We start from the raw sequence: 25,185 nt of genomic DNA, 5'->3' as shown, positions 1-25,185 counted from the left end.
ATGATCGAAATCAAAAATATATCAAAAACATTTAAAAATAATAAGGTTCTTGATGGGATCGACCTTACCATCAATCAGGGAGATGTCGTAGCGATCATCGGACCTTCTGGAACAGGAAAATCCACATTTTTAAGATGTGTGGACAGACTGGAAAAACCGGAAACCGGAACCATAACGATTGACGGTGAGACACAGGATCTTGCACATATTCATGGCAAAGATTTGACAGAGCTTCGGAAAAAGACCGGCATGGTTTTTCAGAATTTCAATCTTTTTTCAAAGAAGACAGCGCTTCAGAATGTAATGGAGGGGCTGATCGTGGTAAAGAAGATGAAAAAAGAGGAAGCAGAAAGGATTGCGAGAGAGCAGCTTAAAAATGTAGGTCTTCTGGATCACGCAAACCATTATCCGAGACATATGTCAGGTGGTCAGCAGCAGAGGGTTGCAATCGCAAGAGCACTTGCGATGGAGCCAAAGCTTTTGCTTCTGGATGAGCCGACATCTGCACTGGATCCGGAGCTTGTCGGAGAAGTTCTGGATACGATCAAAAAAGCGGCAAATGAAGGATATACAATGCTTCTGGTTTCTCATGAGATGAGCTTTGTACGAAACGTTGCAACCAGAGTGATCTTCCTGGACGGAGGAAAGATCCTGGAAGACGGAACGCCGAGAGAAGTGTTTGGAAATCCAAAGAACGAACGTGTCAAAGAGTTCTTTACAAAGATCAACCGGATGGAAGAACCGGATTATTCAATTTAAGAGAAAAAACAAAATCGGCTGAGGGATCAGTCGATTTTTTCCAACAGGATAAAAGAAGGGAGCGAAAGCAATGAGTATCAGACTGGTGACAGACAATGGAAATGCAGAAAGTCTGAAGTGGATGGAAGATACCGGATTTCTTCTGGAAGAAGGCTATCGTTTTGGTGACAACGATTATGAGAGACAGCCATATGTATCGCCAAGAAGCATCAGACAAGAGCAGGAAAAACAGAATCAGACAGCGTAGGAAAGGGAAAAGATTATGAGAGAAAATACATCGACAGAATGGGTAAATAAAGAAGTAGACAGTGAAGGAAATTTCAACCGTCAGAAGAATCAGTTTGAAACACCGTTTGGTGAGGGCGAAGGTGAGCTTCCGGTAGAGCCGGGGCGTTATCGCCTTTTGTGGGCACCGGTATGCCCGTGGGCGCACCGCAGCGTGATTGTAAGAAAGCTCCTTGGCCTTGAAGATGTGATCAGTCTCGGAACAGCAGATCCGAAGAGACCGGATGTGCCGAGAAGCGACTGGGCATTTACACTGGACGAAGGAGATGTGGATCCGGTTCTTGGAATCCACTATATCAGTGAGGCATATCTTGCAGCAGATCCGGATTATACCGGACGCTTTACCGTACCGGCACTTGTAGATATCCCGTCCGGTAAGGTGGTAAATAATGATTATTTCAACCTGACACTTTACTTTGAGACGGCATGGAAGCCTTATCACAAAGAGGGAGCACCGGATCTTTATCCGGAAGATTTAAGAGAAGAGATCGATAAGCTGAATGATATCATTTTCCGTGAGGTAAATAATGGTGTCTATAAAGCTGGATTTGCAAGAAAACAGAAGGCTTATGACCGTGCTTACAATATGGTATTTAACCGTCTGGACTGGCTGGAAGAAAGGCTTGCAAACCAGAGATACTTATTTGGTGACAGACTGACTGAATCTGATGTGCGTCTTTATGTGACACTGGTACGATTTGACTGTGCATATTATCCGGTATTTCGTCTGAATAAAAAGCTTCTCCGCGATTATCCGAATCTGTGGGCATATGCAAGAGATTTGTATCAGACACCGGGATTTGGCGACACAACGAATTTTGCGGCGATCAAGAAGCATTATCATATCGATTGCTGCCCGTCCAATGAATTTGCGATCGTGCCAAATGGACCGGATGAAACCTTATGGATGACACCACACGGAAGAGAAAAATTATCCGGAAAATAAAGAAAGAGGGGAATGAATGATGAAAGCAGTCAGAGTGACAGAAGAATGGCAGAGAGCCGGCGTACACTATGTGCGGACACAGGCAATGTGCCTGGGATTTAAGATCCCGCTTGAGGGAGAATTTTCAGATGACACACCGGAAGATGAATATATTCTGGTGATGGACGGAATTTATCCGGTATCCACCTGCAGGCTGCATTATCTGGATGAACATACCGGAAAAATTGAGCGCGTGGCAACACTGGAATCCTATAGGGGAAAACATTACGGACAGGCAGGGATCATTGAGGCGGAAAACTGGATGCACGAAAAAGGCGTGACAAAAATCTATATCAATTCCAGAAAAGCGGCACTTGGATTCTATGAAAAGCTCGGCTATACCGCAGATTTTTCACAGGTAAGCGGCTCCGGAGAGTTTGAATGTGTGATGACGGAGAAAGAACTTGCGTAAATTTATGAAAAGAAAACTGGATTTTGGCAGAAAGATATTGTACAGTAAATAGCGACATTGATTTATAGAAACAGGAGAGATAGACAAGAATGAAGTACGGAATTGATACACGATGTCAGCATCTGGCTGACGATAATAAGGATGAAATATATGGGGCAATCAGTTATCCAATCTATCAGTCTGCAACATTTGCAAGAGACAGAGTAGGCGGAGGAAGTGGTTATGACTATTCCAGATTACAGAATCCGACGAGAGAACATCTTGAGAAGATCGTAGCATCGCTGGAAGAAGGGATCGATGCACTGGCATTTTCGACAGGAATGGCAGCAATCACAGCTCTGATGGAGATTTTCAAACCGGGCGATCACATCATCATTGATGAGGATCTTTATGGAGGAAGTGTCCGTCTGTTCCACAGCATCAATGTGAAAAATGGACTGACATTTACCAGCGTGGATTTAAGCAGTGTGGATGTAGAGGATTATATCCAGGATAACACAAAAGCAATTTATGCAGAGACACCGACCAATCCGATGATGCGTGTATCCGATCTGGAAGAACTTTCAAAGATAGCAAAAAAACATGAACTTCTTCTGATCGTGGACAATACCTTTTTATCACCATATTTCCAGAATCCGCTGAAGCTTGGTGCTGACATTGTTGTGCATAGCGGGACAAAATATCTGGGTGGACATAATGACACACTTGCTGGTTTTCTGATAACAAACCGCGAGGACATTCAGGAACAGCTTCGTTTTATCATCAAGACGACAGGAGCAACCCTTGCACCGATGGACAGCTGGCTGATCCTCAGAGGGATCAAGACGCTTGGAGTCCGTATGGACAGGGCACAGGAAAATGCACTGAAGATCGCACATTTTCTGGAGAAGCAGGAGTATGTGACAAGGGTACTTTATCCGGGACTTGAATCACATCCGGGCTACGAACTGATGAAAAAGCAGGCAAGAGGATTTGGTTCGATCCTGACCTTTGAAGTAGATTCCAAAGAGAGAGCATATCACATTCTGGAAAATGTAAAACTGATCCAGTTTGCGGAAAGCCTCGGAGGAACTGAGACTCTGATCACTTATCCGATTACCCAGACGCATGCGGATCTTTCCAAAGAAGAGCTTGACCGGAACGGAATTACAGACAGAATTCTGAGATTGTCTGTTGGAATTGAGGGAGCAGAGGATCTGATTGCAGATCTGGAAGCTGTATTAAAGTAGATATGAGTATATTGCAGTAAAAATGACCGTGCAGATAAGGAAGTGGCAGAAATGAGTAAAATAAAGGTAAATGAACAGCGGGCAGTCGATGAATTTCAGGAACTGACTGCGATCGATGCACCAAGCTTTGGGGAGCGTCAGATGGCAGACCGGCTGATCGTGAAATTAAAAGAACTTGGTTTTGAAGTAGAGGAAGACAATGCCGGAGAACATTTCGGAGGAAATGCCGGAAACTTATATGCATATCTTCCGGGAGATCTTCCGGGAGATCCGGTCCTTTTGTCCGGCCATATGGATACGGTTGAGCCGTCCAAAGGCAAGAAAGGGATCATCGGAGAAGACGGTGTGATCCGTTCCGCAGGAAAAGCAGTTCTTGGAGCTGATGATGTGGCAGGACTTGTGGAGATCCTGGAAGGAATCCGCAGTGTAAAAGAAGCGGGAGTACCACACCGGGATATTGAGATTCTTTTTGCAATTGCAGAAGAGCTTTATATCAAGGGCAGCAGCGTATTTGATTTTTCAAAGGTTCGTGCAAAAGAAGCGTATGTACTGGATATCAGCGGACCGGTTGGAAGCGCAGCATATAAAGCACCGTCTCTGATTTCTTATCAGGTGGTAGTAACCGGGAAGGCATCCCACGCCGGATTTGATCCGGAGCACGGCATTCATGCGATCGCTATTGCATCCGAAGCGATCATGCAGATCAGTCAGGGACATGTGGATGAAGAGACAACCTGCAATATCGGATTGATCGAAGGTGGGAGCGGAACGAACATTGTTCCAGAAAAATGTATCGTAAAGGGAGAAATCCGGAGCTATTCACATGAAAAAGCGACTCGTTGTGTAGAAGAAGTGGGAAATACCTTCAAAAAGGTGGCTGAAAAACACGGAGCTGAATCAGAACTTACCTGCGAAGTTCATCTGATCGCTTATGAGACAGCAAAAGACAGTGTGCCGGTAAAACGGTTTGAAAGAGTAAGCAAAGAGCTGGGACTTGCAGGAAATCTTGTAGAGACATTTGGCGGAAGTGATAACAACAGCTTTGCGAAGAACGGGATTCCTGGACTGGTGCTGTCAAATGGAATGTACCAGGCACATTCGGTAAATGAATATACGACAATCAAAGATCTTGTGACAGGAGCAGAACTGATCGCCGGGCTGATCACCGATGAGCAGTAGTGGATGTTATTATACAGAAAAGGCGCCAAAAGCGTCTTTTTTATATTGATAGAAGAAAAACAGATAAAACATATTGAAATTAAATGTTTTTAAAATAATTCCCTATTAACCTATTGACAAAGTAGGTAAAAGTAGATATAATGCAACTATCAAATTTGAAAGATCACTATAGAGATCACGATACATCAGACAGTAGAAAAGAGAGGTAGAAAAATATGAGCGATTATAAATTTGAAACACTTCAGCTTCACGTAGGACAGGAAGAACCAGATCCGGCATCTGATGCCAGAGCAGTACCGATTTACCAGACAACATCTTATGTATTTAAGAACTCTGCACATGCAGCAGCAAGATTCGGACTTGCAGATGCAGGTAACATTTACGGACGTCTGACAAACTCTACACAGGACGTATTTGAAAAGAGAATCGCAGCACTTGAAGGTGGTGTGGCAGCTCTTGCAACAGCATCCGGAGCAGCTGCAATTACATATACCATCGAAGCACTTGCAGCAGATGGCGGACATATTGTAGCGCAGAAGACAATCTACGGTGGAAGCTTCAACCTTCTTGAACACACACTGACACATTACGGAATCACAACTACATTTGTAGATGCACATAACCTGAAAGAGGTAGAAGATGCAATTCAGGATAACACAAGAGCTATCTATCTTGAAACTCTTGGTAATCCGAACAGTGATATCCCGGATATCGATGCGATCGCTGAAATTGCACACAAGCATGGACTTCCGCTTGTAATCGACAACACATTCGGAACACCGTATTTGATCCGTCCGATCGAACACGGAGCAGACATCGTTGTACATTCTGCTACCAAATTCATCGGTGGACACGGAACAACTCTTGGTGGAATCATCGTAGATTCCGGTAAATTTGACTGGAAAGCAAGTGGAAAATACCCGGCAATCGCAGATGCAAACCCAAGCTACCACGGAGTATCTTTCGTAGATGCAGCAGGTCCGGCAGCATTTGTAACTTACATCCGTGCAATCCTTCTTCGTGATATGGGAGCAACAATTTCTCCATTTAACGCATTCCTTCTTCTGCAGGGAACAGAGACACTGTCACTTAGAATTGACCGTCATGTAGAGAACACAAAGAAAGTAGTAGAATACCTCTCTAATCATCCAATGGTAGAGCATGTGAACCATCCGTCACTGCCGAATCATCCGGATCATGCACTTTATGAAAAATATTTCCCGAATGGTGGAGCATCTATTTTCACATTCGAGATCAAAGGCGGACAGGAAGAAGCTCACAAGTTCATCGACAACCTGAAGATCTTTTCGCTGCTTGCAAATGTTGCAGATGTTAAGAGCCTTGTTATCCATCCGGCAACAACAACACATTCTCAGCTGACAGAAGAAGAACTGCTTGATCAGGGAATCAAACCGAACACAATCCGTCTTTCTATCGGTACAGAACATATCGATGATATCATCGCAGATCTTGAAGGTGGATTTGCAGCGGTTCAGGGCAAATAAATATTATACACACAGGAATTTTGGACGGAGGTTTTTCGAAACCTTCGTCTTTTTCGATGTGCACAGAAAATTTTAAGGAGAAAACACTATGACAAAGGCACAGATCAGAAAAAATGCTTTTCTGAAATCCATTCCGATCATGTGCAGCTACATTTCCGAAAGGAATTGCGGCAGTCAGGAGTGTTGAAAATGCTGTGCGATAAGCGGAAATAAGCGGAAATCCAGTATTTTCGGATGGATCTCCCTTTGACCAGATGCAGAGATTATGCTATGATATGTACCGATACATGCGCATTTTTTATTTGACAACAATCCAGATGGAACTTTCTGTTCAATAAAGAGGATTATGTGTCAGGGGACATTCTTTTTACAAGGAGAAAATCAATGAGTATAGATATTACGATCGAGGAAATGGAAGCGCTTCCTGCAGAGTCCTACGAGCTTTTTGATATCCGTGGCGAGATTGAGCGCGCCCATGGAATCCTGCCGAATTCGACGGCAAGCTCAGCAGATGTACTGATGGAGAATCCGCCGGAAGATAAGGAAAAGAAGATCATTATCTGCTGCAGCAGAGGACAGATCAGCAGGGATATCGCAGAAGAACTGCAGGAGCAGGGATATGAAGCATACAGCCTGAAGGGCGGTTATGTTGGATGGCTGATGGCAGATATGAAGAAAAAGGAAGCAGATGATGTCTGTGAACATGTGGAGCTTAGTATCCGCAAGAAGTTCAAAAAGAAGATCTGGTCCAAATTTACAAAAGCTGTCAGAGAATATGAACTGGTCAAAGAAGGTGACCGGATCGCAGTATGTATTTCCGGTGGAAAAGATTCAATGCTGATGGCAAAGCTTTTCCAGGAATTAAAGCGTCACAACAAATTTAACTTTGAAGTAAAGTTCCTGGTGATGGATCCGGGATACAGTCCGGAGAACCGGAAGGTCATTGAAGAAAATGCAAGGAAGATGAAGATTCCGATCCAGATCTTTGAATCCAATATTTTTGAATCGGTATTTGAGATTGAAAAATCACCGTGTTATATCTGTGCAAGGATGAGACGTGGATATCTTTATAATTTTGCACAGCAGATGGGCTGCAACAAAATCGCACTGGGACATCATTATGATGATGTGATCGAGACGATCCTGATGGGAATGCTCTACAGTGCACAGGTGCAGACTATGATGCCGAAGCTTCACAGTACAAATTTTGAAGGGATGGAACTGATCCGCCCGATGTATCTGATCCGTGAGGATGACATCAAGGCATGGAGAGATTACAATGATCTGCATTTTATCCAGTGTGCATGTAAGTTTACCGATACCTGTACAACCTGCAACAATGAAGAAAATCAGTCAAAGCGTATGGAGATCAAAAAACTGATTGCAGAGCTTAAGAAGACGAACCCGTTTGTGGAGGGCAATATTTTCAAGAGTGTGGAAAATGTCAATCTGGATACGGTTGTCGGTTACAAGGCAAAAGGTGTAAGACACAATTTCCTGGATACTTACGATGATTAAAAATGACTGGATGTGCCGGGGCATATCTGAGATATAAAGAAGAATGAAATTCCCGCCGGACAGGTACAGGATCTGCCCGGCGGGAATTTTGAGATTAAATGACAGGAATATTGACCTGTACCAGAATTTCTGACGTTGATCAGGATAAAACGGTTTCCTGCTGGTTCTTGATATCGTGGTAAATAACAAAACGTCCACGTCCGTTTTGCTTAGCTGTATATAGAGCATGATCAGCAAGGCGGTATAACTGGCTGAAAGATTCAGCATCCGTTGGAGCAACAGCACAGCCGATACTGCAGGAAAGTTTCCGACCATTTAGTTCCGGGATATCTATATTTTGAAGATTTGTATAGAGCTTTTGCAAATGCAGATGGATACTGTAATCCAGACGTACATTTTTCATCAGGATCATAAATTCGTCACCACCGACACGACCGATGATATCGGTTGTCCGGAACTGTTCTTTCAGAAATCCGGCAAATATTTTCAGTACCTGGTCACCGGTTGCATGTCCATAAGTATCATTGATCTGCTTGAAATAATCCATATCGATCATCATTAAAGCCTGTAAATCTTCAAAATCTTTTTCGCGCAGCCATTCGGAAATCGTGTGTTCTGCATAAACTTTGTTCAGAAGTCAGGTCAGAGCATCTGTATGCGCCTGGCGAAGAAGCGAAGTCTGATTCTTCTGGTTGATCTTCCAGAGTGCGAAGATCAGAAGCAGCACAATGCAGATAAAAAAGGCGAACAGAATGATTTCAAAGTTGTTGATAAAAGCAAAGTGCTGACGGGCTTCGACAGCAGGAACGATATAGCAGAGCATCCAGTCGTTGTACTTTAGTGGCTGGTAGGAAATATAGCGTGCATGTGATAAATCTGCTGTAATCTTGCGGCAGTTTGCGTGTCCTTGCTTAAAATCTTCCTGAAGGGTAGCACCATCTTCCGAGGTCTGAAATACCCAGTCAGAGGAAGAAGTAAAAAAGTTCTCTTGGATTTCGTTGTGTGTAGATTCAATGGAAATGATGTTGCCATCCGAGTCTGTGATAAATGAGTAGCCGGAACCGGAATACAGATCCTCAAAGAGCATGGTAGTCAGTTCCGTAACATCGATGGAGCCTCCAAAGACACCGATAATATTCTGATCTTTGTCATAAACAGGAACTGTGAGGACAACAAGGGTTTCGTTGTCTACGCTGCTTGACAGAGGAGAACTAATGACGCGTCTGCCTTCCAATGTCTTTTGAAAATAGTCCCGTGAACTTGCATCGGTCTTCTTTCCATCGCTGGAGTGCCCGATACCGTCTGGAGAAAAAAGCATAAGCCGATGATAGGAGCTGGAAGAAGCCAGTTCAGCAAGAAGCTGAAGATTATCGTTGCTGAACAGATCGGAAGTTGTTCCGAAGTATGCAGCAGGCCCCTCCAGAAATTCATATTCTTTTTCCAGAACCAGTTCCAAGTGATCCTTTTGCTGCAGTGTATTTTTTTGAAGAACATTCTGTACACTTTTATCAACGCTCTGTTGTACAAACCAGAAAAAAATCAGAAGTGTGAACGTCATTACAATAAGGAACGAAATGATAGCCGTTCCGTATTGCATCAGTTCATGACGTGATAATTTTTTCATGTAAAATCCCCCTCATATTGTGCGTTAACAAGAAGTTGGGGTCAAAAGGTATTTTTGCCCCCTTTGATACCAGATTGCTACGTGCTTTGCACTCTCGCAATCCTCAAAAACATTCGTAATCCACTCATTTTTCTTTGAAAAATGGCTACTTACTCATGTTTTTGGCGGGTCAAGAGGTCAAAAATCCTCTTGCAAGTAAGCTTGCATCGGCTTTCTGACCTTTTGACCCTGGTATCTTAACAAATAAGTAATTAGATTTTCTAAATTATACCATAAATGTTCTGGGATGTCATCGAATTTGTATGTGAAATGGATAGAAAATATACATAATAAACAAAAAATGAACAAAAAAAGAGAGAATAACGTAAAAAATAACAAAAGCATTACGTTATTCTCTCTTAGTTGTACGTTATTGTTTATTTTGCAAGCCGGTAGATTGCATCCAGATAAATCTTCATCCAGAGATCCAGTTTATCCAGCTCCAGACATTCATTTGTCTGATGCATCAGATCAGGCTGGTCTGGGAGGAGTGCGCCGAAAGCGACACAGTTATCCAGTGCTCTTGCGTAAGAGCAGGCACCGTCTACCAGAGGTTTTGCGGACATATCACCGGTGACATTGCGGTAGGATTCCATCAGAGTCTGAACTAGGAAAGAATCCTCAGGTACGTGGATGGATTCAGTTGCATATGGGTTCTCAAAACGGAATCCGGAACCGATAAGCTGTTTCTGAATGAGCTCCTGAACCTGGGCGCACTGGTAAGTAACCGGTACACGGTTGTCGATGGAGAAAATCACCTTATGATCGCATACTTCAACCTTTCCGACATTGAAACTTAATCTGCCGGAGATCTCATCTGTAAGATCGATTCCAAGTCCCTTTCCGGTCAGGTCAAAACCAATGTGCTCCATGTAAAATGTGGCAATCCTTGCCAACTCATTTTCCGGAGAAAGCTCAGATAAAGCTGACATCAGTCCGCTGATCGCATTGATTCCGGTAGAAGGATGTGCTGCGTGTGCGGCAAAACCTTCTGCGGTCAGCCGGAGGGATGCACCTGCATTTTCTACTGTGAAATGGCATCTGGTCTGTGTCTCCCAGGAGAGCAGGCTCTTGCGGATCACGGTTTCCAGTTCGAGAGGAAGCAGGACGGAAGCATGGTCTGCGACTGCGTTAAATGCATTTCCACCGGATAAAGTGATATCCTCTGAGACATCGGTTACAAGCTGATACTGAAAGACGCCTTTTTCAGCGTAAATAAGTGGGAATACTGCATCCGGTGTGAAGGACATCTGTGGAGCAGGGATCTTTTTCTTGTTGAAATAATAGTCCATGCATTTCCAGTCTGTCTCTTCATTCGCACCTACAATAAAACGGATTTTTTTGCTGAGTGGCACACCCATTTCTTTTAAAATCTTGACTGCATGGAGGCAGGCAAGAAGAGGACCTTTATCATCAAGTACGCCACGACCATACAGCTTTCCGTCAATGATTTCCGGTTTAAACGGATCACATACCCAGCTGCCACTGCATGGAACCACGTCAACATGACCGAGGATTCCGAGAGTTTCTTCCTGATCCCCATAATCTGCGTGTCCGGCATAGTGATCAAAATTTTCTGTTTTAAGACCAATGGATTCTGCCGTTTCGAGAAAGCAGTCAAGTGCTTTGGCAGCGCCTGCACCGAAAGGCATTCCTGCATCCGGTGCGGTTTCCACGCTGTCTATGGACACCAGTTTCATAATATCCTGGATCAGACTTTCACGGTCTGTCTGTATTTGTTTTTCAAAATCCATAAGAGTTTACCTCCTTATGCAAGAAGCTTATACATATAACTGAATGATCAGCATGATCGCACTGAAGACGGTAGTCATACCCATCAGCGGCATGATGAATTTCAGCCATTTATCATAAGTAACATCCACCATCGCAAGGGATGCAAGGATCAGACCGGTTGGTGTGATGAAAGAAATCAGACCAAGACCGTATGCATAAGCAGATACGATTGCTGATCTTGAAACACCTACGGTGTCGGCAAGCGGAGCCATGATCGGGATGGACAGAACTGCAAGCCCTGAGGAAGAGGAAATAAAGAATCCGAGTACGATAAATACAAGCATCATCAAGATGATGAATACGATCGGATTCATTCCACTGATCGCACCTGAGAAGAATTCCAGGATGGTGTCAGAAATCATACCGTCTTCCAGAATGATGTTGATACCACGTGCCACACCGACTACCAGAGCTACGCCCATCAGGTCAGCGGCACCGCCGATAAACTGATCCATAAAGTTCTTTTCGCCGATTCCTGAAGTAAATGCAAGCAGGATCGCGCAGGCAAGGAAGAGGGCAGTCATGTTGTCGAACCACCAGCCCTGAGCTACAAGTCCCCATACAAGCACACCGAAGGATACGCCGAATACGAGGAGGGAAAGCTTCATTTTTCCGGTAAATTCAGGAACCTCGCCCTGATGACCGAATTTCTGCATATGATGTTCATACTGGTCGTAACAGATTGATTTTGTAGGATCTTCTTTTACCTTCTTTGCATAGCGAAGGATGTAGATCAAAGTGATCAGAGTGCCGAGTACCAGAGCAACACCACGGATTCCCATACCGTCAGCAAGGCTGATTCCGGCTGCATTGGATGCGTTTCCGACAGAGAACGGGTTGATGGTCGGGAACATGGTTCCGATAGAAGATCCCATGTAAATTGCAGCGATACAAACCATAACATCATATCCGGCTGCAAGGAATACCGGTACAAGGATCGGGTAAAGTGCAATGGTTTCTTCTGCAAGACCGAAGGTAGTTCCACCGGCTGCGATAATGATCGTGATCAGGATGATCAGGATATATTCTTTGCCCTTGGTGACTTTGGAAAGTGCTGCGATTGCCGCATTGAATGCACCCATATAATTCAGGACACCGATACATCCGCCGAGGATAAATACAAAAAGGATAATATCAATGGTATCGTAAACACCACTGATTGCTGCAAGGAGGATTTTAAATACGCCCTGCGGTTCCTGATCGACTCTCTCGTAGGTTCCAGGAACAGCGATCGGTTTGCTGATACTTCCATCAAGGAATTTATTTAAGTTTCCGGTAACACCCAGCTCGTCCAGGGATTCCTGGGTAGGAGCCATTTCTGTCACTTCACCTTCCGGTGTTGTGATTTCAAATACATCATGGTCTGCGTTGTACGTTAATTTGGAATAAAGCCCTGCCGGTACCACTGCAGTTAAAATTGCAGCGAAAATAAGGACGATAAATAATACAGTGAGCGCAGAAGGGAAAGATATTTTTTTCTTTTTCATAATCAGTATCTCCGTTTCCTATTTGGTATTTACTCATTTGCAAAGATTTTTACAAGTTCTACAATGACACGGACAGCTGCTTCCATACCTTCGATGGTGACGTGCTCCAGTGGTCCGTGATATCCGTGTCCGCCTGTTCCAAGGTTCGGGCAAGGAAGACCTTTAAAGGAAAGCTTGCAGCCGTCTGTACCTCCGCGGATTGGAGAAATATCCTCCGGAACATTTGCTTTCGCACAGGCCTCTCTAGCATAATCAATCAGATACATGTGATCTTTGATGATACATTCCATGTTCTGGTATTCATCGGTAAGTGTCAGTGTGACTGTACCCTCGCCCCAGAGCTCATTTAAGATCTTTTCGATATGGCGGAGCGTATTGCGGCGGGCTTCAAAGCTTGCGCTGTCGTGGTCGCGGATGATGTATTCGGATACGGCATGCCCTTCATCTCCGTGTATGCTCAGAAGATGGTAGAATCCTTCATACTGTTCGGTATGACGCGGAATCTCGAATCTTGGGAGCATATTGTTGATATCTGCGGCAATGAGAACGGCATTGATCATCACATCTTTTGCAGAACCCGGATGTACATTTTTGCCATTGATCTCAAATTTTGCTTCGCATGCATTGAAGTTCTGATACTGGATCTCGCCTTCGCCGTCCCCGTCCAGCGTATAGGCAACCTCTGCGTCAAAAGTATCAAAATCAAAATGTGCAGCGCCGCTTCCACATTCTTCGTCCGGTGTAAATGCGACACTGATCTGTCCGTGCGGAATCTTTTCTGTGATCAGGATCTCAAGAAGCTGCATGATTTCAGCAATACCGGCTTTGTCGTCAACTCCGAGGATGGTATTTCCATCGGAAGTGATGAGTGTACGTCCCTTTAATCCTTTCAGATGCGGGAAATCTTTGGTTGTAAGAACACGTCCACTGTCTCCGAGAACGAGATCACATCCGTCATAATCTGGTGTACAGACCGGATGGATTTCTGCCTCGCAAAATTCTGGTACAGTATCCATATGTGCGATAAATCCAAGTTTTTTCTTATTTTCATATCCTGGTGTTGCTGCAAGGATTCCATAAACGAAGCATTTATCGTCCAGAACAACCTTGTCAAGTCCGAGTTCTTTCAGTTCATCAGCAAGGATTCTTGCAAGATCAAACTGACACTGAGAGGTTGGAACTGTATCGCTGTTTTCATCGCATGGTGTTTTGATTGCGATGTATTTGAGTAACCTTTTTTCTACTTTCATTTGCATTCTCCTTCCACATATTTGTCATACGGATGACTCCGTGGCTTGTGTTTTTATGCTATCATTTTATCCGGGTAAATCAGAAAAGACAAAAGAGGTGCGTTTTATTGACACGAAAAAATCAGACGTGTTATTATTGAAAGAAGAGAAAAAATATGGTGCATACTAGAAAATTGGGGAAATGCGTTAAAGTTTATGCACATATCATAAAAAAATTGATTTAAAGGAAAGAAAATTGGTATGAATGTAGATGAGAAGGTAGGGCGTAATATTAGAAAATACCGGATGGCATATAATATGACGCTGAAAGAACTTGCTGTAAGACTGCATAAGAGTGTGTCAACAGTTTCTAAATACGAAAAAGGGGATATTTCATTGGATATTTCGACATTTCTTGAATTGTCTAAGATTTTTAAGGTGTCACCTCTTGCAATTATCGGAGATGAGATTGCTGAGGAAGAGGAAGAATGTACTTATGTGGAGACGATTGAAAAATTGTACATGTACAGCTATGACGGGATTGGAAAAGTAATTGTCAAAAGTGTGATTGAACAGCAGGCGGTGGAAGGAAAGAATAACAAATATAAAGTGCATTTGTTTAATGATGTAAGTGAGGTCAAAGAACCGGGGGAATGTGGCGGACTTTATACTGGTGAGTATGAAAAGGAAGGATTTATCGGAACCTATATGCTTCATAACCAGGCTCTGAAATCAGAACATATCATGATCTCCTGTGTAAATAATCTGGTGAATCCGGGACAGCAGCTGGCACTGGTGTCCGGTCTCTCTAATTATACGATGCTTCCGGTGACCTTTAAAGCAGTGATTTCGGAAAAAGAAATTGTAAATAAAGAAAAGCTTATGAATCTTCTTGCATTTAACAAAGAAGATCTTAAACTAATGAAGCAGATGAATTATCTTACTATACAAAATATGAGATAAAGAAGGATAAAAAAGATGACAAAGAAACAGAGAACATTGGAAGTAATAGAACGCTTAAGAAAGGAATATCCGGATGCAGACTGTACTCTGGATTATGATCAGGCATGGAAACTTCTGGTCAGTGTGCGTCTTGCGGCACAGTGTACGGATGCAAGGGTAAATGTAGTCGTAGAAGGTTTATTTGCAAAATATCCGACAGTAGAGGCACTTGCAGAAGCAGATGTAAATAATATCGAAGAGATTGTACGTCCTTGTGGACTTGGGAAAAGTAAGGCACGGGATATCAGTGCCTGTATGAAGATGCTTCGGGATGAGTATGGCGGAAAGATTCCGAAGGATTTTAATGCGATCTTAAAGCTGCCAGGTGTTGGGAGAAAGAGCGCGAACCTGATCATGGGAGATGTATTTGGTGAGCCTGCGATCGTAACGGATACCCATTGTATCCGTCTGGTGAACCGTATTGGACTGGTAGACGGGATTAAGGATCCAAAGAAAGTAGAGATGGAACTCTGGAAGCTGGTTCCGCCGGAGGAAGGAAGCGATTTCTGTCACAGACTGGTGTACCACGGAAGAGAAGTTTGTACGGCAAGGACGAAGCCGCACTGTGACAGATGCTGTCTGGCGGATATCTGTAAGAAGGTTGGGGTAGAAAAATAAATGCAATATACAATTCCGGATTATTATAAAGAATTCACCTGCATCGCAGACAAATGTGAAGATACCTGTTGTGCAGGGTGGAAGATTGTAATTGACAAAAAATCACTGAATAAATATAAGCATGTGAAAGGAAAATTCCGGTTTACGATGTTGAAATCCGTGGACTGGATCCGTGGCATTTTCAGGCAGGATAAAGAAAAGCGATGTGCATTTTTAAATGACTGTAATCTGTGTGAGATGTATGCGAATCTCGGAGAGAAAAGTCTGTGTAAAACCTGCCGCCTGTATCCGAGACATGTCGAGGAGTTTGAGGATGTACGGGAGATTACCCTGTCGGTATCCTGTCCGGAGGTGGCAAGGATTTTGATGGAGAAGAAAAAGCCGGTCCGTTTTCTTACTTATGAAAAAGAAGGAGAAGAGGAATACGAGGAATTTGATCCGTTTCTGTATTCTATGCTTGTAGATGCGAGAGATGCAATGCTTGGAATTCTGCAGGACCGGGAGCATTCATTAAAAATAAGAGTGGGACTGATTCTTGGAATGGCGCATGATCTGCAGGGCAGATTTAACCGGGAACAGTTATTTTCCTGCGAGGAAGTCATTGAACGTTATCAGACAAAGAGTGCCAGAAAGTTTGTACGGAAACTTTGGAAAGAAGAAAAGCCGTCTGTGCAGGAAAGATGGGAGATGGCGCATAAGATGTTCCGGGAACTTTATGAATTGGAACTTCTACGTGAGGACTGGGATATGCTTCTGATGGAGAGCGAAGAACTTCTGTATTCACATGGAGCAGATGCGTATAAAGGAATCTCGTCTGACTTTAAGAGGTGGGCGAAGGAAGAGAGCAATATCCAGATCCAGGCAGAGCAGCTGCTGGTGTATTTCATTTTCACTTATTTCTGTGGCGCAGTTTATGATGGAAGGATTTATGCGAAGGTGCAGATGGCAGTAATAAGTACTTTCCATATTTATGAGCTGTGGAAAGCACGGTGGATAAAAAATGAAGGAGAGCTTACACCAGAAGAGATCGTAGAGCTGGTGTACCGGTATTCGCGGGAGATTGAGCATTCGGATAAGAATCTGGAGCGGATGGAAAAGATGATGCTGCGGGACAGGCTGCCGTGGTATAGGGGATAATAAATAGATGCCTGCACGATTTTTGATGCATTTGAATAAGAATTTTTGTTAAAAAGGGCGTATGAAAAATGATTTCTCATTTTTCATACGCCCTTATAATTTTAGTCTCTATGCATAGAGAACTTATCCATATCGTAATTCTTCAGATTATCAAGAATTCCACGATCGTCAGCCTGAGAGATCAAGGCATCACGGTTCTTCTTGGAAGCCATCTGGTCATTGAATGAACTTGGACCGCCGACACATCCGCCGTCACATGCCATGCCTTCGATGAAGTCTTCCGGAAGACGTCCAACCTTCATGAGAAGGAGGGCTTTCTTACATTCCTGAGAACCATTTGCACGACAGACTTTCGCATCGATGCAGTTGTCAGATTCTTTCAGACTTTCCAGAACGGCTGCTGTTACACCGCCGGAATTTGCAAAGCGTTTTCCGAAGGTAGAAGCGGTCTGGTTGTCGTTCGGACAGGCCTCGAGTTCAACGTCTTTTGCTTTCATGATCGCACGGATCTCGCTGTATGTAAGAACATAATCTGCATTTCCTTCGATCTGCTGATCGACAACTTCGGATTTCTTAGCAAGGCAAGGTCCGATAAATACAGTGATCGCTTCCGGATCCTGTGCTTTGATCATACGGGAAATTGCACACATCGGAGAAACAGTTGTTGAAATATTGTCAGCAAGCTGTGGGTAATGCAGGCGAACCATATTTACAAATGCAGGGCAGCAGGAGGTTACTTTTTTCTGTCCTTCTTTGTAAGCTTCAGCCCATTCTTCAGCTTCGTAAGCAGCAGTCATATCTCCACCGAGTCCTACATCGTAGAAATCTACGAATCCGAGCTCTTTCATTGCTTTGCGCCAGCTTTCCATGGTAATGTCAGCACCAAACTGACCTTCTGTGGCAGGAGCAGCCATTGCGTAGATGTGTTTGCCTTCTCTTAAAGCATTGATTACCGGAACAATAAATGTTTTGGAAGCAATTGCACCGAATGGACAGCTGTGGATACATTTACCGCAGCGGATACATTTGTTTTTGTCGATTATGGAAATGCCATGCTCGTCGTAGGTGATCGCATCGACCGGACAACTGAATTTACACGGACGTTTTAAATGTGCAATGGCATTGTACGGACAGGCTTTGGCGCACTGACCACATTCTTTACATTTGGATGCGTCAATGTGGGAACGGTAATGTCCCGGTTCAATTGCCCCAAACTTACAGGCATTGATACATGCCTTTCCAAGACAGTTCTGACAGTTCTCTGTTACTGTGTAGCTGGAGATCGGACAGTCTTCGCAGGCAGAAGAAATAACCTGGATGATATTGCCATCATCTTCCGGTCCCGGAGCTTTGCCTTCTGCGAGGCGGATTCTCTGGCGGATGATCTCACGCTCTTTGTAGATACAGCAGCGGAACTGCGGGGTCGGTCCCGGAATAAGCTTCAGCGGGAGGTGATCACGCTGTTCTTCAAGTTCACCTGCAAAAGCAAGCTTTGCTACTTCGAACAGTACGTCATGTTTGATTTTGATTACGTTTCCATCAGCATTCATAATAAACCCTCTCTTCTCTAAATTGTTAAAAAATTCACTCTTCCTTTATTATAATTGAAACTACTATAAATGGAAAGAAGATTTCATGTTTTTAATGAGAAACATAGCGTAGAAGTTTGATGAGAAGTATGTTATGATGAACATGCTATGTTGGAAAATATAGTGTGCCGCATATTTGGGGAAATAAGAGGCACCGGTATGAAAGAGAGGAAAGAAAATTGAAAGAGAAGAACAAAGCAAAAAACATATTGAAAGAGTATGCAACGATCACGGTAGGAATGTTTATTGTATCGGCATCAGTGTATTATCTGATGATGCCGAATTCCTTTGTTGTGGGAAGTATTTCGGGACTTGTCATGGTTCTGGCAAATTTTATTCCGCTGAAGGTTTCGACGATGACGATGATTCTAAATGTAGCACTTCTGATCATAGGGATTGTGTTTGTCGGAAAAGAATTCGGAGGTAAGACGGTCATTACATCTTTAATGCTCCCGGTTTATCTGCGTATTTTTGAAACAGTGACACCAGATGTTCCGCCGCTCACGGATGATATGTTTATCAATATGCTGTGCCATATTCTGGTGATCAGCATTGGACAGGCGATTTTGTTTAATGTCAATGCATCTTCTGGTGGGCTTGATGTTGTTGCAAAAGTTTTAAATAAATATTTGCATTTTGAAATTGGAAAGAGTCTTACGATCGCAGGATTTGTGACCGCTGCGACGTCTATCCTTGTCTACGACAGAAAGACACTGGTAGTGAGCCTTCTGGGAACTTATCTTTATGGGATTGTTCTGGATAATTTTATCGATGGTTTCAGTATCCGTAAGAGGGTGTGTATCCTGTCAAAGAAATATCCGGAGATCCAGCAGTTTGTTGTACATGAGCTGCACAGAGGGGCGACTCTTTATCCGGCAGTCGGAGGACTGGGCAATCAGGAACAGACAGAAGTGGTTACAATTCTGGAAAAGAGTGAATATGCAAAGCTTCTTGCATTTATCCATGAGACAGACCAGAGTGCGTTTGTTACGGTATCAACTGTCAGTGAGGTAATCGGAGAGTGGAATAAACATAAAAAGAACCGTTTGAGAAAAGCGGAGTAGTCGAGGAAATTTATGAGAGAAACAGTATTATTATTTAATATAAAAGATAAGAAGCGTGCGCAGGAGCTGCAGATGATCTGTATGTCACTCAGGATTCGGGTGCGGCTGATAAAAAAAGAAGAGTATTTTCAGACGGTTGGTGTACTTGCCGGAATGAAAGAAGCGTCAGAGACAGACAGGATTTATGAGGGTGAAGAGCTGGCAGATGAGATGATGGTATTTGCCGGAGTGACAGGCAGCCATCTGGATCAGATTTTATTTATGATGCGAAAGAAGGGTATGAAACGTATTGATTATAAAGCGGTTCTAACAGACACAAACAGTCAGTGGACTGTGCCGGAACTTTTTAAAGAACTGGAAAAGGAGCATGCAGCAATGCATCAGTCCTGATTTCACAGAAAAATCACATCGGAGCGAAGGCTGTCAGGGCAAAAAAGTCAGCTGAAAAAACAACCAGCACGGAAGCCGGTGCGAGTACAACGGAGTGGACCGAAGATCATATGTCGTCACTTCTTGGAAAAGAGGAAGAGTATTTCCAATCCGGAGTTTGACTGGTCATCAATCGGGCTTACCGCGAATACAGCAAAAGACGGAGAGACATCTTATTATTATAAATATCTGGTCAATGAAAATGATGTGATTGACAGCGGATTTGCAGGAGTCTTTGCGGAGTATGATGCAGAACATAACTTGATTGCATCTTACACGATGGATGTGGAAAAATTTATATACAGAGTGTACAAATATTCTTTTGACGGATATTATTTCGAGAGATAAAGTGTCTGCTAATGGCAGATTGTGAGGATAGAAAAGGGAGTTGGAACAGGTAAGTTAGTCTTGCTGAATCCGATTCCTTTTCTTAGGTTGCTTTTCAAAAGTTTACGGGTTATAATGGTCAGAGAATGGAAAAATTAAAGGAGGTTTTTTAAAATGTCTACAATACCGGAAAGACTTGAAAAATTGCGTGCAAAAATGCAGGAAAAGGGAATAGATATTTATATTATTCCGACTGCAGATTTTCATCAGAGCGAATATGTGGGGGAGCATTTTAAAGCAAGAGAGTATATTACCGGATTTACGGGATCTGCAGGAACAGCAGTGGTTTCAAAGACAGAAGCACGCCTGTGGACAGACGGAAGATACTTTATCCAGGCGGCAAAGCAGCTGGAGGGAACAACAGTAGAACTGATGAAGATGGGACAGCCGGGCGTTCCGAAGATTGGGGAATATTTGGAAACAGCTCTGGCAGAAGGCGAAACTGTAGGATTTGATGGACGTGTTGTTTCTGTAACAGAAGGAGAAGAATACGAGAAGATCGCATCTGAGAAGAACGGAAAGGTCGTTTATGCATATGATCTGATCGATGAAGTATGGGAAGACCGTCCGATTCTTTCAGAAGAGCCGGTATTTGAACTGGAACAGAAATACACAGGAGAGACTGTGGAGAGCAAGCTTGCACGTACACGTGCAGCAATGAAAGAAGCAGGTGCGACAGCACACGTTCTTACCACACTGGATGACATCTGCTGGACACTGAACATTCGTGGAAATGACGTAGAATATTTTCCGTTGGTTCTGACCTATGCAGTGATCAGAATGGACAAAGTGGATCTTTTTGTGAATGAGAAAAAATTAAGCGATGAGATCAAAGCACATCTTGCAGCAGACGGGGTCATTCTGCACCCATACAATGATATTTATGAGGACATCAAGAAGGTTGCAGCAGAAGAAGTCCTGATGGTAGATCCGGGAAGACTGAACTTTGCACTTTACAAGAACATTCCGGAGAATGTGAAGAAAGTGGAAGAGAGAAATCCGGCGATCTTATTCAAATGTGTAAAGAATCCGACAGAGGTCGAAAATATCCGTATCGCTGAGATCAAGGATAGCGTGGCTCATGTCAGATTTATGAAATGGCTGAAAGAAAATGTTGGCAAAGAGACGATCACAGAGATGAGCGCTTCTGACAAATTGGATGAGTTCCGTGCCGAGATGGGTGGATTTATCCGTCCAAGCTTCGGACCGATCTCTGCATTCGGGGAGCACAGTGCGATCGTACACTATTCTTCTTCACCGGAGACCAATGTAGAGCTTCATGAGGGAACTTTCCTGATGACGGATACAGGAGCAGGATTCTACGAAGGATCTACTGATATCACCAGAACATATGCTTTTGGAGAAGTTTCACAGATCATGAAAGATCATTTTACACTGGTTGCGATCAGTAACCTGAACCTTGCAAGTCCGATCTTCAAGAAAGGCTGCTGCGGAATGAACTTTGATTATCTGGCAAGAAAGCCGTTTTGGGACAGAGGACTGGACTTCAATCACGGAACAGGACATGGGGTTGGATACCTTCTGAACATCCACGAGGGACCGGCAGGCTTCCGTTATACTTACAGAGCCGGTGAGTCTGATGCATTCCAGCCAGGTATGGTCATTACGGATGAACCGGGAATCTACATCGAAGGATCTCACGGTGTGCGTCTGGAAAATGAATTGCTTGTTTGTGAAGGCGAGAAGAATGAGTATGGAGAATTCTTGTATTTTGAACCGATTACTTATGTGCCATTTGACCTGGATGCGATCAATCCGGATATCATGAATGCAGAAGACAAGGAACGTCTGAATACTTATCATGCAACTGTATATGAGAAGGTGTCTCCTTATCTGAATGATGAAGAGAAAGAATGGCTGAAGAAGTATACGAGAGCGATCTAATAAATATGGTAATAGGAACACATATGTCGATTGCGAAAGGGATTGTGAAGACTGCAGAGAATGTGGTGAAGATGAATGCAGATACGATGCAGATTTTCAGCAGGAATCCGCGGGGATCGAATTATAAGGATCCGACGGTGAAGGAAGCGGAGGAGTTTCAGAGGATCAGGAGAGAGGCCGGTTTTGGAGCGATTCTGGCGCATGCACCTTATACGATGAATCTGGCGAGTGCGAAGCCGGAGGTGTATGAATTCGCCTGCACGGTGATCCGGGAAGATGTGACGCGGATGGACAGACTGGGGATTGAGAATCTGGTGTTTCATCCGGGAAGCCATACCGGAATTGGCGCAGAAGCAGGAATTCAGAATATCATTGCGGGGCTTGACCAGGCGATTACCGGAAAAGAGAATATTACGGTTCTGCTTGAGACAATGAGCGGAAAAGGGACAGAGATTGGCTGGAGATTTGAAGAGCTGAAAGCAATCCGCGACGGGGTATCACATCCGGAGCGGATCGGAATCTGTCTGGATACCTGTCATGTGTTTGCAGCAGGATATGATATTGTTAATGATCTGGACGGGGTGCTGGAAGAGTTTGACAAAGTACTTGGACTTGAGCTTTTGAGAGCGATTCATTTAAATGACAGTATGATGCCATTTGGTTCAAGAAAAGACCGGCATGCGATGATCGGCGGCGGAGAGATCGGGATGGAGGCGCTTTTAAATGTCATGCGTCACCCGAAATTAAAAGATCTGCCGTTTTATCTGGAAACGCCACTGGATGATGCGGGGCATAAAGAAGAAATTGCAAGGCTTCGGGATCTTGCCTAGGCGGTCAGACAGATGGAAAAGAGTTGTTAAGGCGGTATCGGCAGGCTATAGATTGTACAGAAGATAAGTTTTATCACAGATACAGCGCAAGAAATCAAAACAGGAGGGTATGATTTAATATGAGTCATACCCTCCTGTTTTAAGAACAGCTTTTTTGCTATAATGCATATCGCAAAAGAACGGCGTATATACCTATGATTCCAGTGCATTCGGATCAGCAGAAAGATCGGCAGATGCAATCCGGCGAACCGGGTTGGACTTATCAATATCTTCTGCAAATTTCTGCGCTTTTAACAGCATTTCTGATATCTCTTCCTCTTCCTCAGGAACAAAGCATCTTGCACTTTCATCCGGAAACAGATGATTTTTTAATTTGAAAGCCATCAAAAAGGCTTCCAGTTCCTGATTGAGTGCATCTTTGTAAAATTCAAAATAAAAACGAATTTCAGTTTTCTCAAAATCGGTACATATGCATCCGCACTGGGTTCCGCGTGTACGGCTTGTCCGGCGGAAATATTCGGGATCTCCGGTCACCATGTAAAAAATCTGGACCAGAAGATTTTCCTCGATATCTGTCTCATATGTAAACCAGTGCTTGCTGAGCTTGTCTTTTTGTAATGCTTTTTCATCAATATCATACTTCTTCAGAAGCTTATGATACATTTTGATGGCGGCCTCTTTCTCGCCACCTTCTCCCCGTTCGGCAAGCGCTTTAATCTTCAGCAGTTTTGCTTCTAATTTGTTGTCATCCAATTTCTTAATCCCCTTATGAATATAACACTTTTTTACATACTGAATTATTATAGCACATTTGCTATATAATGGAAGTAGAAAAATGGAAGTTAGCTAAGAGTTTTTTATAGCGGTGAATGTTAAGATTTGTTTACATTTTCGGATGAACTGTTGAAATTTGCTGACAATATCGGTAAAATAAATTTATAGAAAAACAGTAATTGATAAGAAAAGGGGGATTTACTATGACAGAAGATTTGATCAAAAAATTAAAAGATGTCAAGCAGGCACTGGTCAGCAAAGATATGACCGGCGAAGAGTGGGAAGAACGTGAAGAAATTCTGGAAAAACTGGAAGACGTAACCACGTATTTAAAAGATGCCCTCGGAAAGGGAATTGAATTCTGATGAAGGTAGAAGCACTGGTATTTGATATGGACGGACTGCTCCTTGATTCGGAACGTGTTGTGCAGAGATCCTGGAATTATGCAGGAGAGAAGCTCGGATACGGACGGATCGGGGAGCATATTTATCATACGCTGGGATTCAATGTAGTCCGCAGAGAGCAGTATTTTAAAAGTGTATATGGCGAAGATTTTCCGATGGACAAGTTTAATGAGCTGACGCGGGAGAAGTATTACGGCATTTGTGACAAAGAAGGGATCGGCGTAAAAGAGGGAGCAAGGGAGCTTCTTATCTATGCGAAGGAACACGGATACAAGGTCGGACTTGCGACGTCCTCCAGAGAGATCCACGCAAAGGCATCTCTTGAGAAAGTCGGTTTGTGGAAATATTTTGATGGCGGGGTTTTTGGCGATTCGGTGAAACATGCAAAGCCGGATCCGGAAATTTACCTCAAAGCGTGCGAGGCGATCGGCACAGAGCCGGTACATAGTATTGCGCTTGAAGATGCACCGGCAGGAATCCGCTCGGCTTCGGCTGCGGGTATGATCCCGGTGATGATCCCGGATCTTGCACAGCCGGATGAAGAAGTGAGAGGATTATGCCGGTATGTGTATCCTACACTTCTGGATGTGATTAAGATGCTTGATCGTGAAAATGCCGAAGCTGGTCGGTAAGAGACTGGATATCAGCATCGGAAAGTGCTTCGACAAGAGCGGTCTGGTACTGAAGGATCTTTGCCGGATTGTATGGAATGTCTAGGGCAAATTCACTGTAGGCACGCAGCTTCTGAAAATAAAGGGCTGCGTTTGCCTGTTCTTTTGCCTGGATGCACATTTCATACATGGCATGGCAGTCTGTAACAGCTTCGTCTGTGCATGGCTTGCAGATCCATTTTCCTATATAATAGTAATCAGTCCCGATTCGGTAGACGAATCCGGGATTTTTTTTGAATTCTTCTAATAAGTTCATTTTTTGTATTCTCCATTCTACTACAATATGTTTATGGTTAATATCCCTTACAGCCAGTAAGGAATTATCCATCT

Annotated in this window: 26 protein-coding genes; 18 read left to right on the top strand and 8 right to left on the bottom strand. The window is 43.6% G+C overall.

The window, feature by feature from the left end:
• The 8 genes from PGY05_RS04060 to PGY05_RS04025 all read left to right on the top strand — a co-directional run bounded on the left by PGY05_RS04060 (window position 1) and on the right by PGY05_RS04025 (window position 7,872).
• The gene (locus PGY05_RS04060; RefSeq protein WP_055249387.1) at window positions 1-759 is read left to right on the top strand and encodes an amino acid ABC transporter ATP-binding protein; all 759 of its coding nucleotides are present in this window, start codon (window positions 1-3) and stop codon (window positions 757-759) included.
• 70 nt (window positions 760-829) lie between these two features.
• Window positions 830-1,006, top strand: coding sequence for a hypothetical protein (locus PGY05_RS04055; RefSeq protein WP_270475397.1), 177 nt, complete (start codon window positions 830-832; stop codon window positions 1,004-1,006).
• Between the two features lie 15 nt (window positions 1,007-1,021).
• The gene (locus PGY05_RS04050) at window positions 1,022-1,990 is read left to right on the top strand and encodes a glutathione S-transferase family protein (protein WP_270475396.1); all 969 of its coding nucleotides are present in this window, start codon (window positions 1,022-1,024) and stop codon (window positions 1,988-1,990) included.
• 16 nt (window positions 1,991-2,006) lie between these two features.
• Entirely contained in the window at window positions 2,007-2,441 is a 435-nt protein-coding gene (locus PGY05_RS04045; protein ID WP_270475395.1) for a GNAT family N-acetyltransferase, read from the top strand.
• Between the two features lie 89 nt (window positions 2,442-2,530).
• Window positions 2,531-3,670 carry a trans-sulfuration enzyme family protein gene (locus PGY05_RS04040; RefSeq protein ID WP_195479642.1) on the top strand — a complete coding sequence of 380 codons (1,140 nt, stop codon included), beginning with the start codon at window positions 2,531-2,533 and terminating at the stop codon, window positions 3,668-3,670.
• Window positions 3,671-3,721: 51 nt separating this feature from the next.
• On the top strand, window positions 3,722-4,849 hold the full coding sequence (locus PGY05_RS04035) for a M20/M25/M40 family metallo-hydrolase (protein ID WP_270475394.1): 1,128 nt from the start codon (window positions 3,722-3,724) through the stop codon (window positions 4,847-4,849).
• Between the two features lie 215 nt (window positions 4,850-5,064).
• Window positions 5,065-6,354: an O-acetylhomoserine aminocarboxypropyltransferase/cysteine synthase family protein gene (locus tag PGY05_RS04030; RefSeq protein WP_008369949.1), complete on the top strand. Its 1,290-nt coding sequence runs from the start codon at window positions 5,065-5,067 to the stop codon at window positions 6,352-6,354.
• A 384-nt stretch (window positions 6,355-6,738) separates the two neighbouring features.
• Entirely contained in the window at window positions 6,739-7,872 is a 1,134-nt protein-coding gene (locus tag PGY05_RS04025; protein WP_008369954.1) for an ATP-binding protein, read from the top strand.
• 139 nt (window positions 7,873-8,011) lie between these two features.
• Here PGY05_RS04025 and PGY05_RS04020 read toward each other — a convergent pair whose 3' ends face one another.
• The 5 genes from PGY05_RS04020 to pepT form a co-directional block, all read right to left on the bottom strand.
• Window positions 8,012-8,506: a GGDEF domain-containing protein gene (locus PGY05_RS04020; RefSeq protein ID WP_270475457.1), complete on the bottom strand. Its 495-nt coding sequence runs from the start codon at window positions 8,504-8,506 to the stop codon at window positions 8,012-8,014.
• Window positions 8,507-8,509: 3 nt separating this feature from the next.
• Window positions 8,510-9,496, bottom strand: coding sequence for a cache domain-containing protein (locus PGY05_RS04015; RefSeq protein ID WP_270475393.1), 987 nt, complete (start codon window positions 9,494-9,496; stop codon window positions 8,510-8,512).
• A gap of 416 nt (window positions 9,497-9,912) precedes the next feature.
• Window positions 9,913-11,289 carry a dipeptidase PepV gene (pepV, locus tag PGY05_RS04010; RefSeq protein WP_195230183.1) on the bottom strand — a complete coding sequence of 459 codons (1,377 nt, stop codon included), beginning with the start codon at window positions 11,287-11,289 and terminating at the stop codon, window positions 9,913-9,915.
• A 27-nt stretch (window positions 11,290-11,316) separates the two neighbouring features.
• A complete protein-coding gene (locus PGY05_RS04005; protein WP_173692278.1) occupies window positions 11,317-12,816 on the bottom strand; it encodes a YfcC family protein in 1,500 nt (499 codons plus the stop codon).
• 29 nt (window positions 12,817-12,845) lie between these two features.
• Window positions 12,846-14,066, bottom strand: a complete 1,221-nt coding sequence (pepT, locus tag PGY05_RS04000) for a peptidase T (protein WP_195479639.1) — start codon at window positions 14,064-14,066, stop codon at window positions 12,846-12,848.
• 240 nt (window positions 14,067-14,306) lie between these two features.
• Between pepT and PGY05_RS03995 the strand changes: the two genes are divergently transcribed.
• From PGY05_RS03995 to fliB, 3 genes are read left to right on the top strand one after another with little or no spacing between them, the layout of a single operon-like run.
• Entirely contained in the window at window positions 14,307-15,008 is a 702-nt protein-coding gene (locus PGY05_RS03995; protein ID WP_270475392.1) for a helix-turn-helix domain-containing protein, read from the top strand.
• A 15-nt stretch (window positions 15,009-15,023) separates the two neighbouring features.
• Window positions 15,024-15,665, top strand: a complete 642-nt coding sequence (locus PGY05_RS03990) for an endonuclease III domain-containing protein (RefSeq protein ID WP_055156204.1) — start codon at window positions 15,024-15,026, stop codon at window positions 15,663-15,665.
• Window positions 15,666-16,802 carry a flagellin lysine-N-methylase gene (gene fliB / locus PGY05_RS03985; RefSeq protein WP_022220020.1) on the top strand — a complete coding sequence of 379 codons (1,137 nt, stop codon included), beginning with the start codon at window positions 15,666-15,668 and terminating at the stop codon, window positions 16,800-16,802. It begins immediately after the preceding gene.
• Between the two features lie 101 nt (window positions 16,803-16,903).
• Here fliB and PGY05_RS03980 read toward each other — a convergent pair whose 3' ends face one another.
• Window positions 16,904-18,352, bottom strand: a complete 1,449-nt coding sequence (locus PGY05_RS03980; RefSeq protein ID WP_022220021.1) for a 4Fe-4S dicluster domain-containing protein — start codon at window positions 18,350-18,352, stop codon at window positions 16,904-16,906.
• A gap of 218 nt (window positions 18,353-18,570) precedes the next feature.
• On the opposite strand from PGY05_RS03980, the gene PGY05_RS03975 reads away from it, so the two are divergent.
• From PGY05_RS03975 to PGY05_RS03955, 5 genes are all read left to right on the top strand, one after another.
• Window positions 18,571-19,455: a YitT family protein gene (locus tag PGY05_RS03975; protein WP_082424298.1), complete on the top strand. Its 885-nt coding sequence runs from the start codon at window positions 18,571-18,573 to the stop codon at window positions 19,453-19,455.
• 12 nt (window positions 19,456-19,467) lie between these two features.
• A complete protein-coding gene (locus tag PGY05_RS03970) occupies window positions 19,468-19,845 on the top strand; it encodes a DUF3783 domain-containing protein (RefSeq protein WP_055156200.1) in 378 nt (125 codons plus the stop codon).
• A 123-nt stretch (window positions 19,846-19,968) separates the two neighbouring features.
• On the top strand, window positions 19,969-20,232 hold the full coding sequence (locus PGY05_RS03965; RefSeq protein ID WP_270475391.1) for a hypothetical protein: 264 nt from the start codon (window positions 19,969-19,971) through the stop codon (window positions 20,230-20,232).
• A 153-nt stretch (window positions 20,233-20,385) separates the two neighbouring features.
• Entirely contained in the window at window positions 20,386-22,176 is a 1,791-nt protein-coding gene (locus PGY05_RS03960) for an aminopeptidase P family N-terminal domain-containing protein (protein ID WP_008369981.1), read from the top strand.
• Window positions 22,146-23,006: a deoxyribonuclease IV gene (locus tag PGY05_RS03955; RefSeq protein ID WP_270475390.1), complete on the top strand. Its 861-nt coding sequence runs from the start codon at window positions 22,146-22,148 to the stop codon at window positions 23,004-23,006. Before PGY05_RS03960 ends, PGY05_RS03955 begins: the two co-directional genes overlap by 31 nt.
• Window positions 23,007-23,198: 192 nt before the next feature.
• On the opposite strand, the gene PGY05_RS03950 is transcribed toward PGY05_RS03955, so the two are convergent.
• On the bottom strand, window positions 23,199-23,759 hold the full coding sequence (locus PGY05_RS03950) for a hypothetical protein (protein ID WP_195250059.1): 561 nt from the start codon (window positions 23,757-23,759) through the stop codon (window positions 23,199-23,201).
• Between the two features lie 224 nt (window positions 23,760-23,983).
• Here PGY05_RS03950 and PGY05_RS03945 point away from each other — a divergent pair, with 224 nt between their 5' ends.
• Together PGY05_RS03945 and PGY05_RS03940 are read left to right on the top strand one after the other, a co-directional pair.
• Complete coding sequence (locus PGY05_RS03945) at window positions 23,984-24,145, top strand: hypothetical protein (RefSeq protein ID WP_008369991.1); 162 nt, start codon at window positions 23,984-23,986, stop codon at window positions 24,143-24,145.
• Window positions 24,145-24,816, top strand: a complete 672-nt coding sequence (locus PGY05_RS03940; RefSeq protein ID WP_270475389.1) for an HAD family hydrolase — start codon at window positions 24,145-24,147, stop codon at window positions 24,814-24,816. The genes PGY05_RS03945 and PGY05_RS03940 overlap by 1 nt, the downstream gene beginning before the upstream one ends.
• Here PGY05_RS03940 and PGY05_RS03935 read toward each other — a convergent pair.
• Window positions 24,776-25,185 (bottom strand): hypothetical protein (locus tag PGY05_RS03935; RefSeq protein ID WP_270475388.1); only part of this gene is annotated, 410 nt, incomplete at its 5' end. The genes PGY05_RS03940 and PGY05_RS03935 overlap by 41 nt on opposite strands.

Origin of the sequence: Coprococcus sp. AF51-11b1, assembly GCF_027682785.1 — a bacterium.
Lineage (GTDB): Bacteria > Bacillota > Clostridia > Lachnospirales > Lachnospiraceae > Allocoprococcus > Allocoprococcus comes.
This window is presented reverse-complemented; position numbering and strand designations above follow the sequence as displayed.

What these genes read in the sequence shown, in the direction of transcription:
- PGY05_RS04060 (WP_055249387.1), top strand. Translation starts at nt 1, where the DNA reads ATGATCGAAATCAAAAATATATCAAAAACATTTAAAAATAATAAGGTT.
- PGY05_RS04055 (WP_270475397.1), top strand. Translation starts at nt 830, where the DNA reads ATGAGTATCAGACTGGTGACAGACAATGGAAATGCAGAAAGTCTGAAG.
- PGY05_RS04050 (WP_270475396.1), top strand. Translation starts at nt 1,022, where the DNA reads ATGAGAGAAAATACATCGACAGAATGGGTAAATAAAGAAGTAGACAGT.
- PGY05_RS04045 (WP_270475395.1), top strand. Translation starts at nt 2,007, where the DNA reads ATGATGAAAGCAGTCAGAGTGACAGAAGAATGGCAGAGAGCCGGCGTA.
- PGY05_RS04040 (WP_195479642.1), top strand. Translation starts at nt 2,531, where the DNA reads ATGAAGTACGGAATTGATACACGATGTCAGCATCTGGCTGACGATAAT.
- PGY05_RS04035 (WP_270475394.1), top strand. Translation starts at nt 3,722, where the DNA reads ATGAGTAAAATAAAGGTAAATGAACAGCGGGCAGTCGATGAATTTCAG.
- PGY05_RS04030 (WP_008369949.1), top strand. Translation starts at nt 5,065, where the DNA reads ATGAGCGATTATAAATTTGAAACACTTCAGCTTCACGTAGGACAGGAA.
- PGY05_RS04025 (WP_008369954.1), top strand. Translation starts at nt 6,739, where the DNA reads ATGAGTATAGATATTACGATCGAGGAAATGGAAGCGCTTCCTGCAGAG.
- PGY05_RS04015 (WP_270475393.1), bottom strand. Translation starts at nt 9,496, where the DNA reads ATGAAAAAATTATCACGTCATGAACTGATGCAATACGGAACGGCTATC.
- pepV (WP_195230183.1), bottom strand. Translation starts at nt 11,289, where the DNA reads ATGGATTTTGAAAAACAAATACAGACAGACCGTGAAAGTCTGATCCAG.
- PGY05_RS04005 (WP_173692278.1), bottom strand. Translation starts at nt 12,816, where the DNA reads ATGAAAAAGAAAAAAATATCTTTCCCTTCTGCGCTCACTGTATTATTT.
- pepT (WP_195479639.1), bottom strand. Translation starts at nt 14,066, where the DNA reads ATGAAAGTAGAAAAAAGGTTACTCAAATACATCGCAATCAAAACACCA.
- PGY05_RS03995 (WP_270475392.1), top strand. Translation starts at nt 14,307, where the DNA reads ATGAATGTAGATGAGAAGGTAGGGCGTAATATTAGAAAATACCGGATG.
- PGY05_RS03990 (WP_055156204.1), top strand. Translation starts at nt 15,024, where the DNA reads ATGACAAAGAAACAGAGAACATTGGAAGTAATAGAACGCTTAAGAAAG.
- fliB (WP_022220020.1), top strand. Translation starts at nt 15,666, where the DNA reads ATGCAATATACAATTCCGGATTATTATAAAGAATTCACCTGCATCGCA.
- PGY05_RS03980 (WP_022220021.1), bottom strand. Translation starts at nt 18,352, where the DNA reads ATGAATGCTGATGGAAACGTAATCAAAATCAAACATGACGTACTGTTC.
- PGY05_RS03970 (WP_055156200.1), top strand. Translation starts at nt 19,468, where the DNA reads ATGAGAGAAACAGTATTATTATTTAATATAAAAGATAAGAAGCGTGCG.
- PGY05_RS03960 (WP_008369981.1), top strand. Translation starts at nt 20,386, where the DNA reads ATGTCTACAATACCGGAAAGACTTGAAAAATTGCGTGCAAAAATGCAG.
- PGY05_RS03955 (WP_270475390.1), top strand. Translation starts at nt 22,146, where the DNA reads ATGGCTGAAGAAGTATACGAGAGCGATCTAATAAATATGGTAATAGGA.
- PGY05_RS03945 (WP_008369991.1), top strand. Translation starts at nt 23,984, where the DNA reads ATGACAGAAGATTTGATCAAAAAATTAAAAGATGTCAAGCAGGCACTG.
- PGY05_RS03940 (WP_270475389.1), top strand. Translation starts at nt 24,145, where the DNA reads ATGAAGGTAGAAGCACTGGTATTTGATATGGACGGACTGCTCCTTGAT.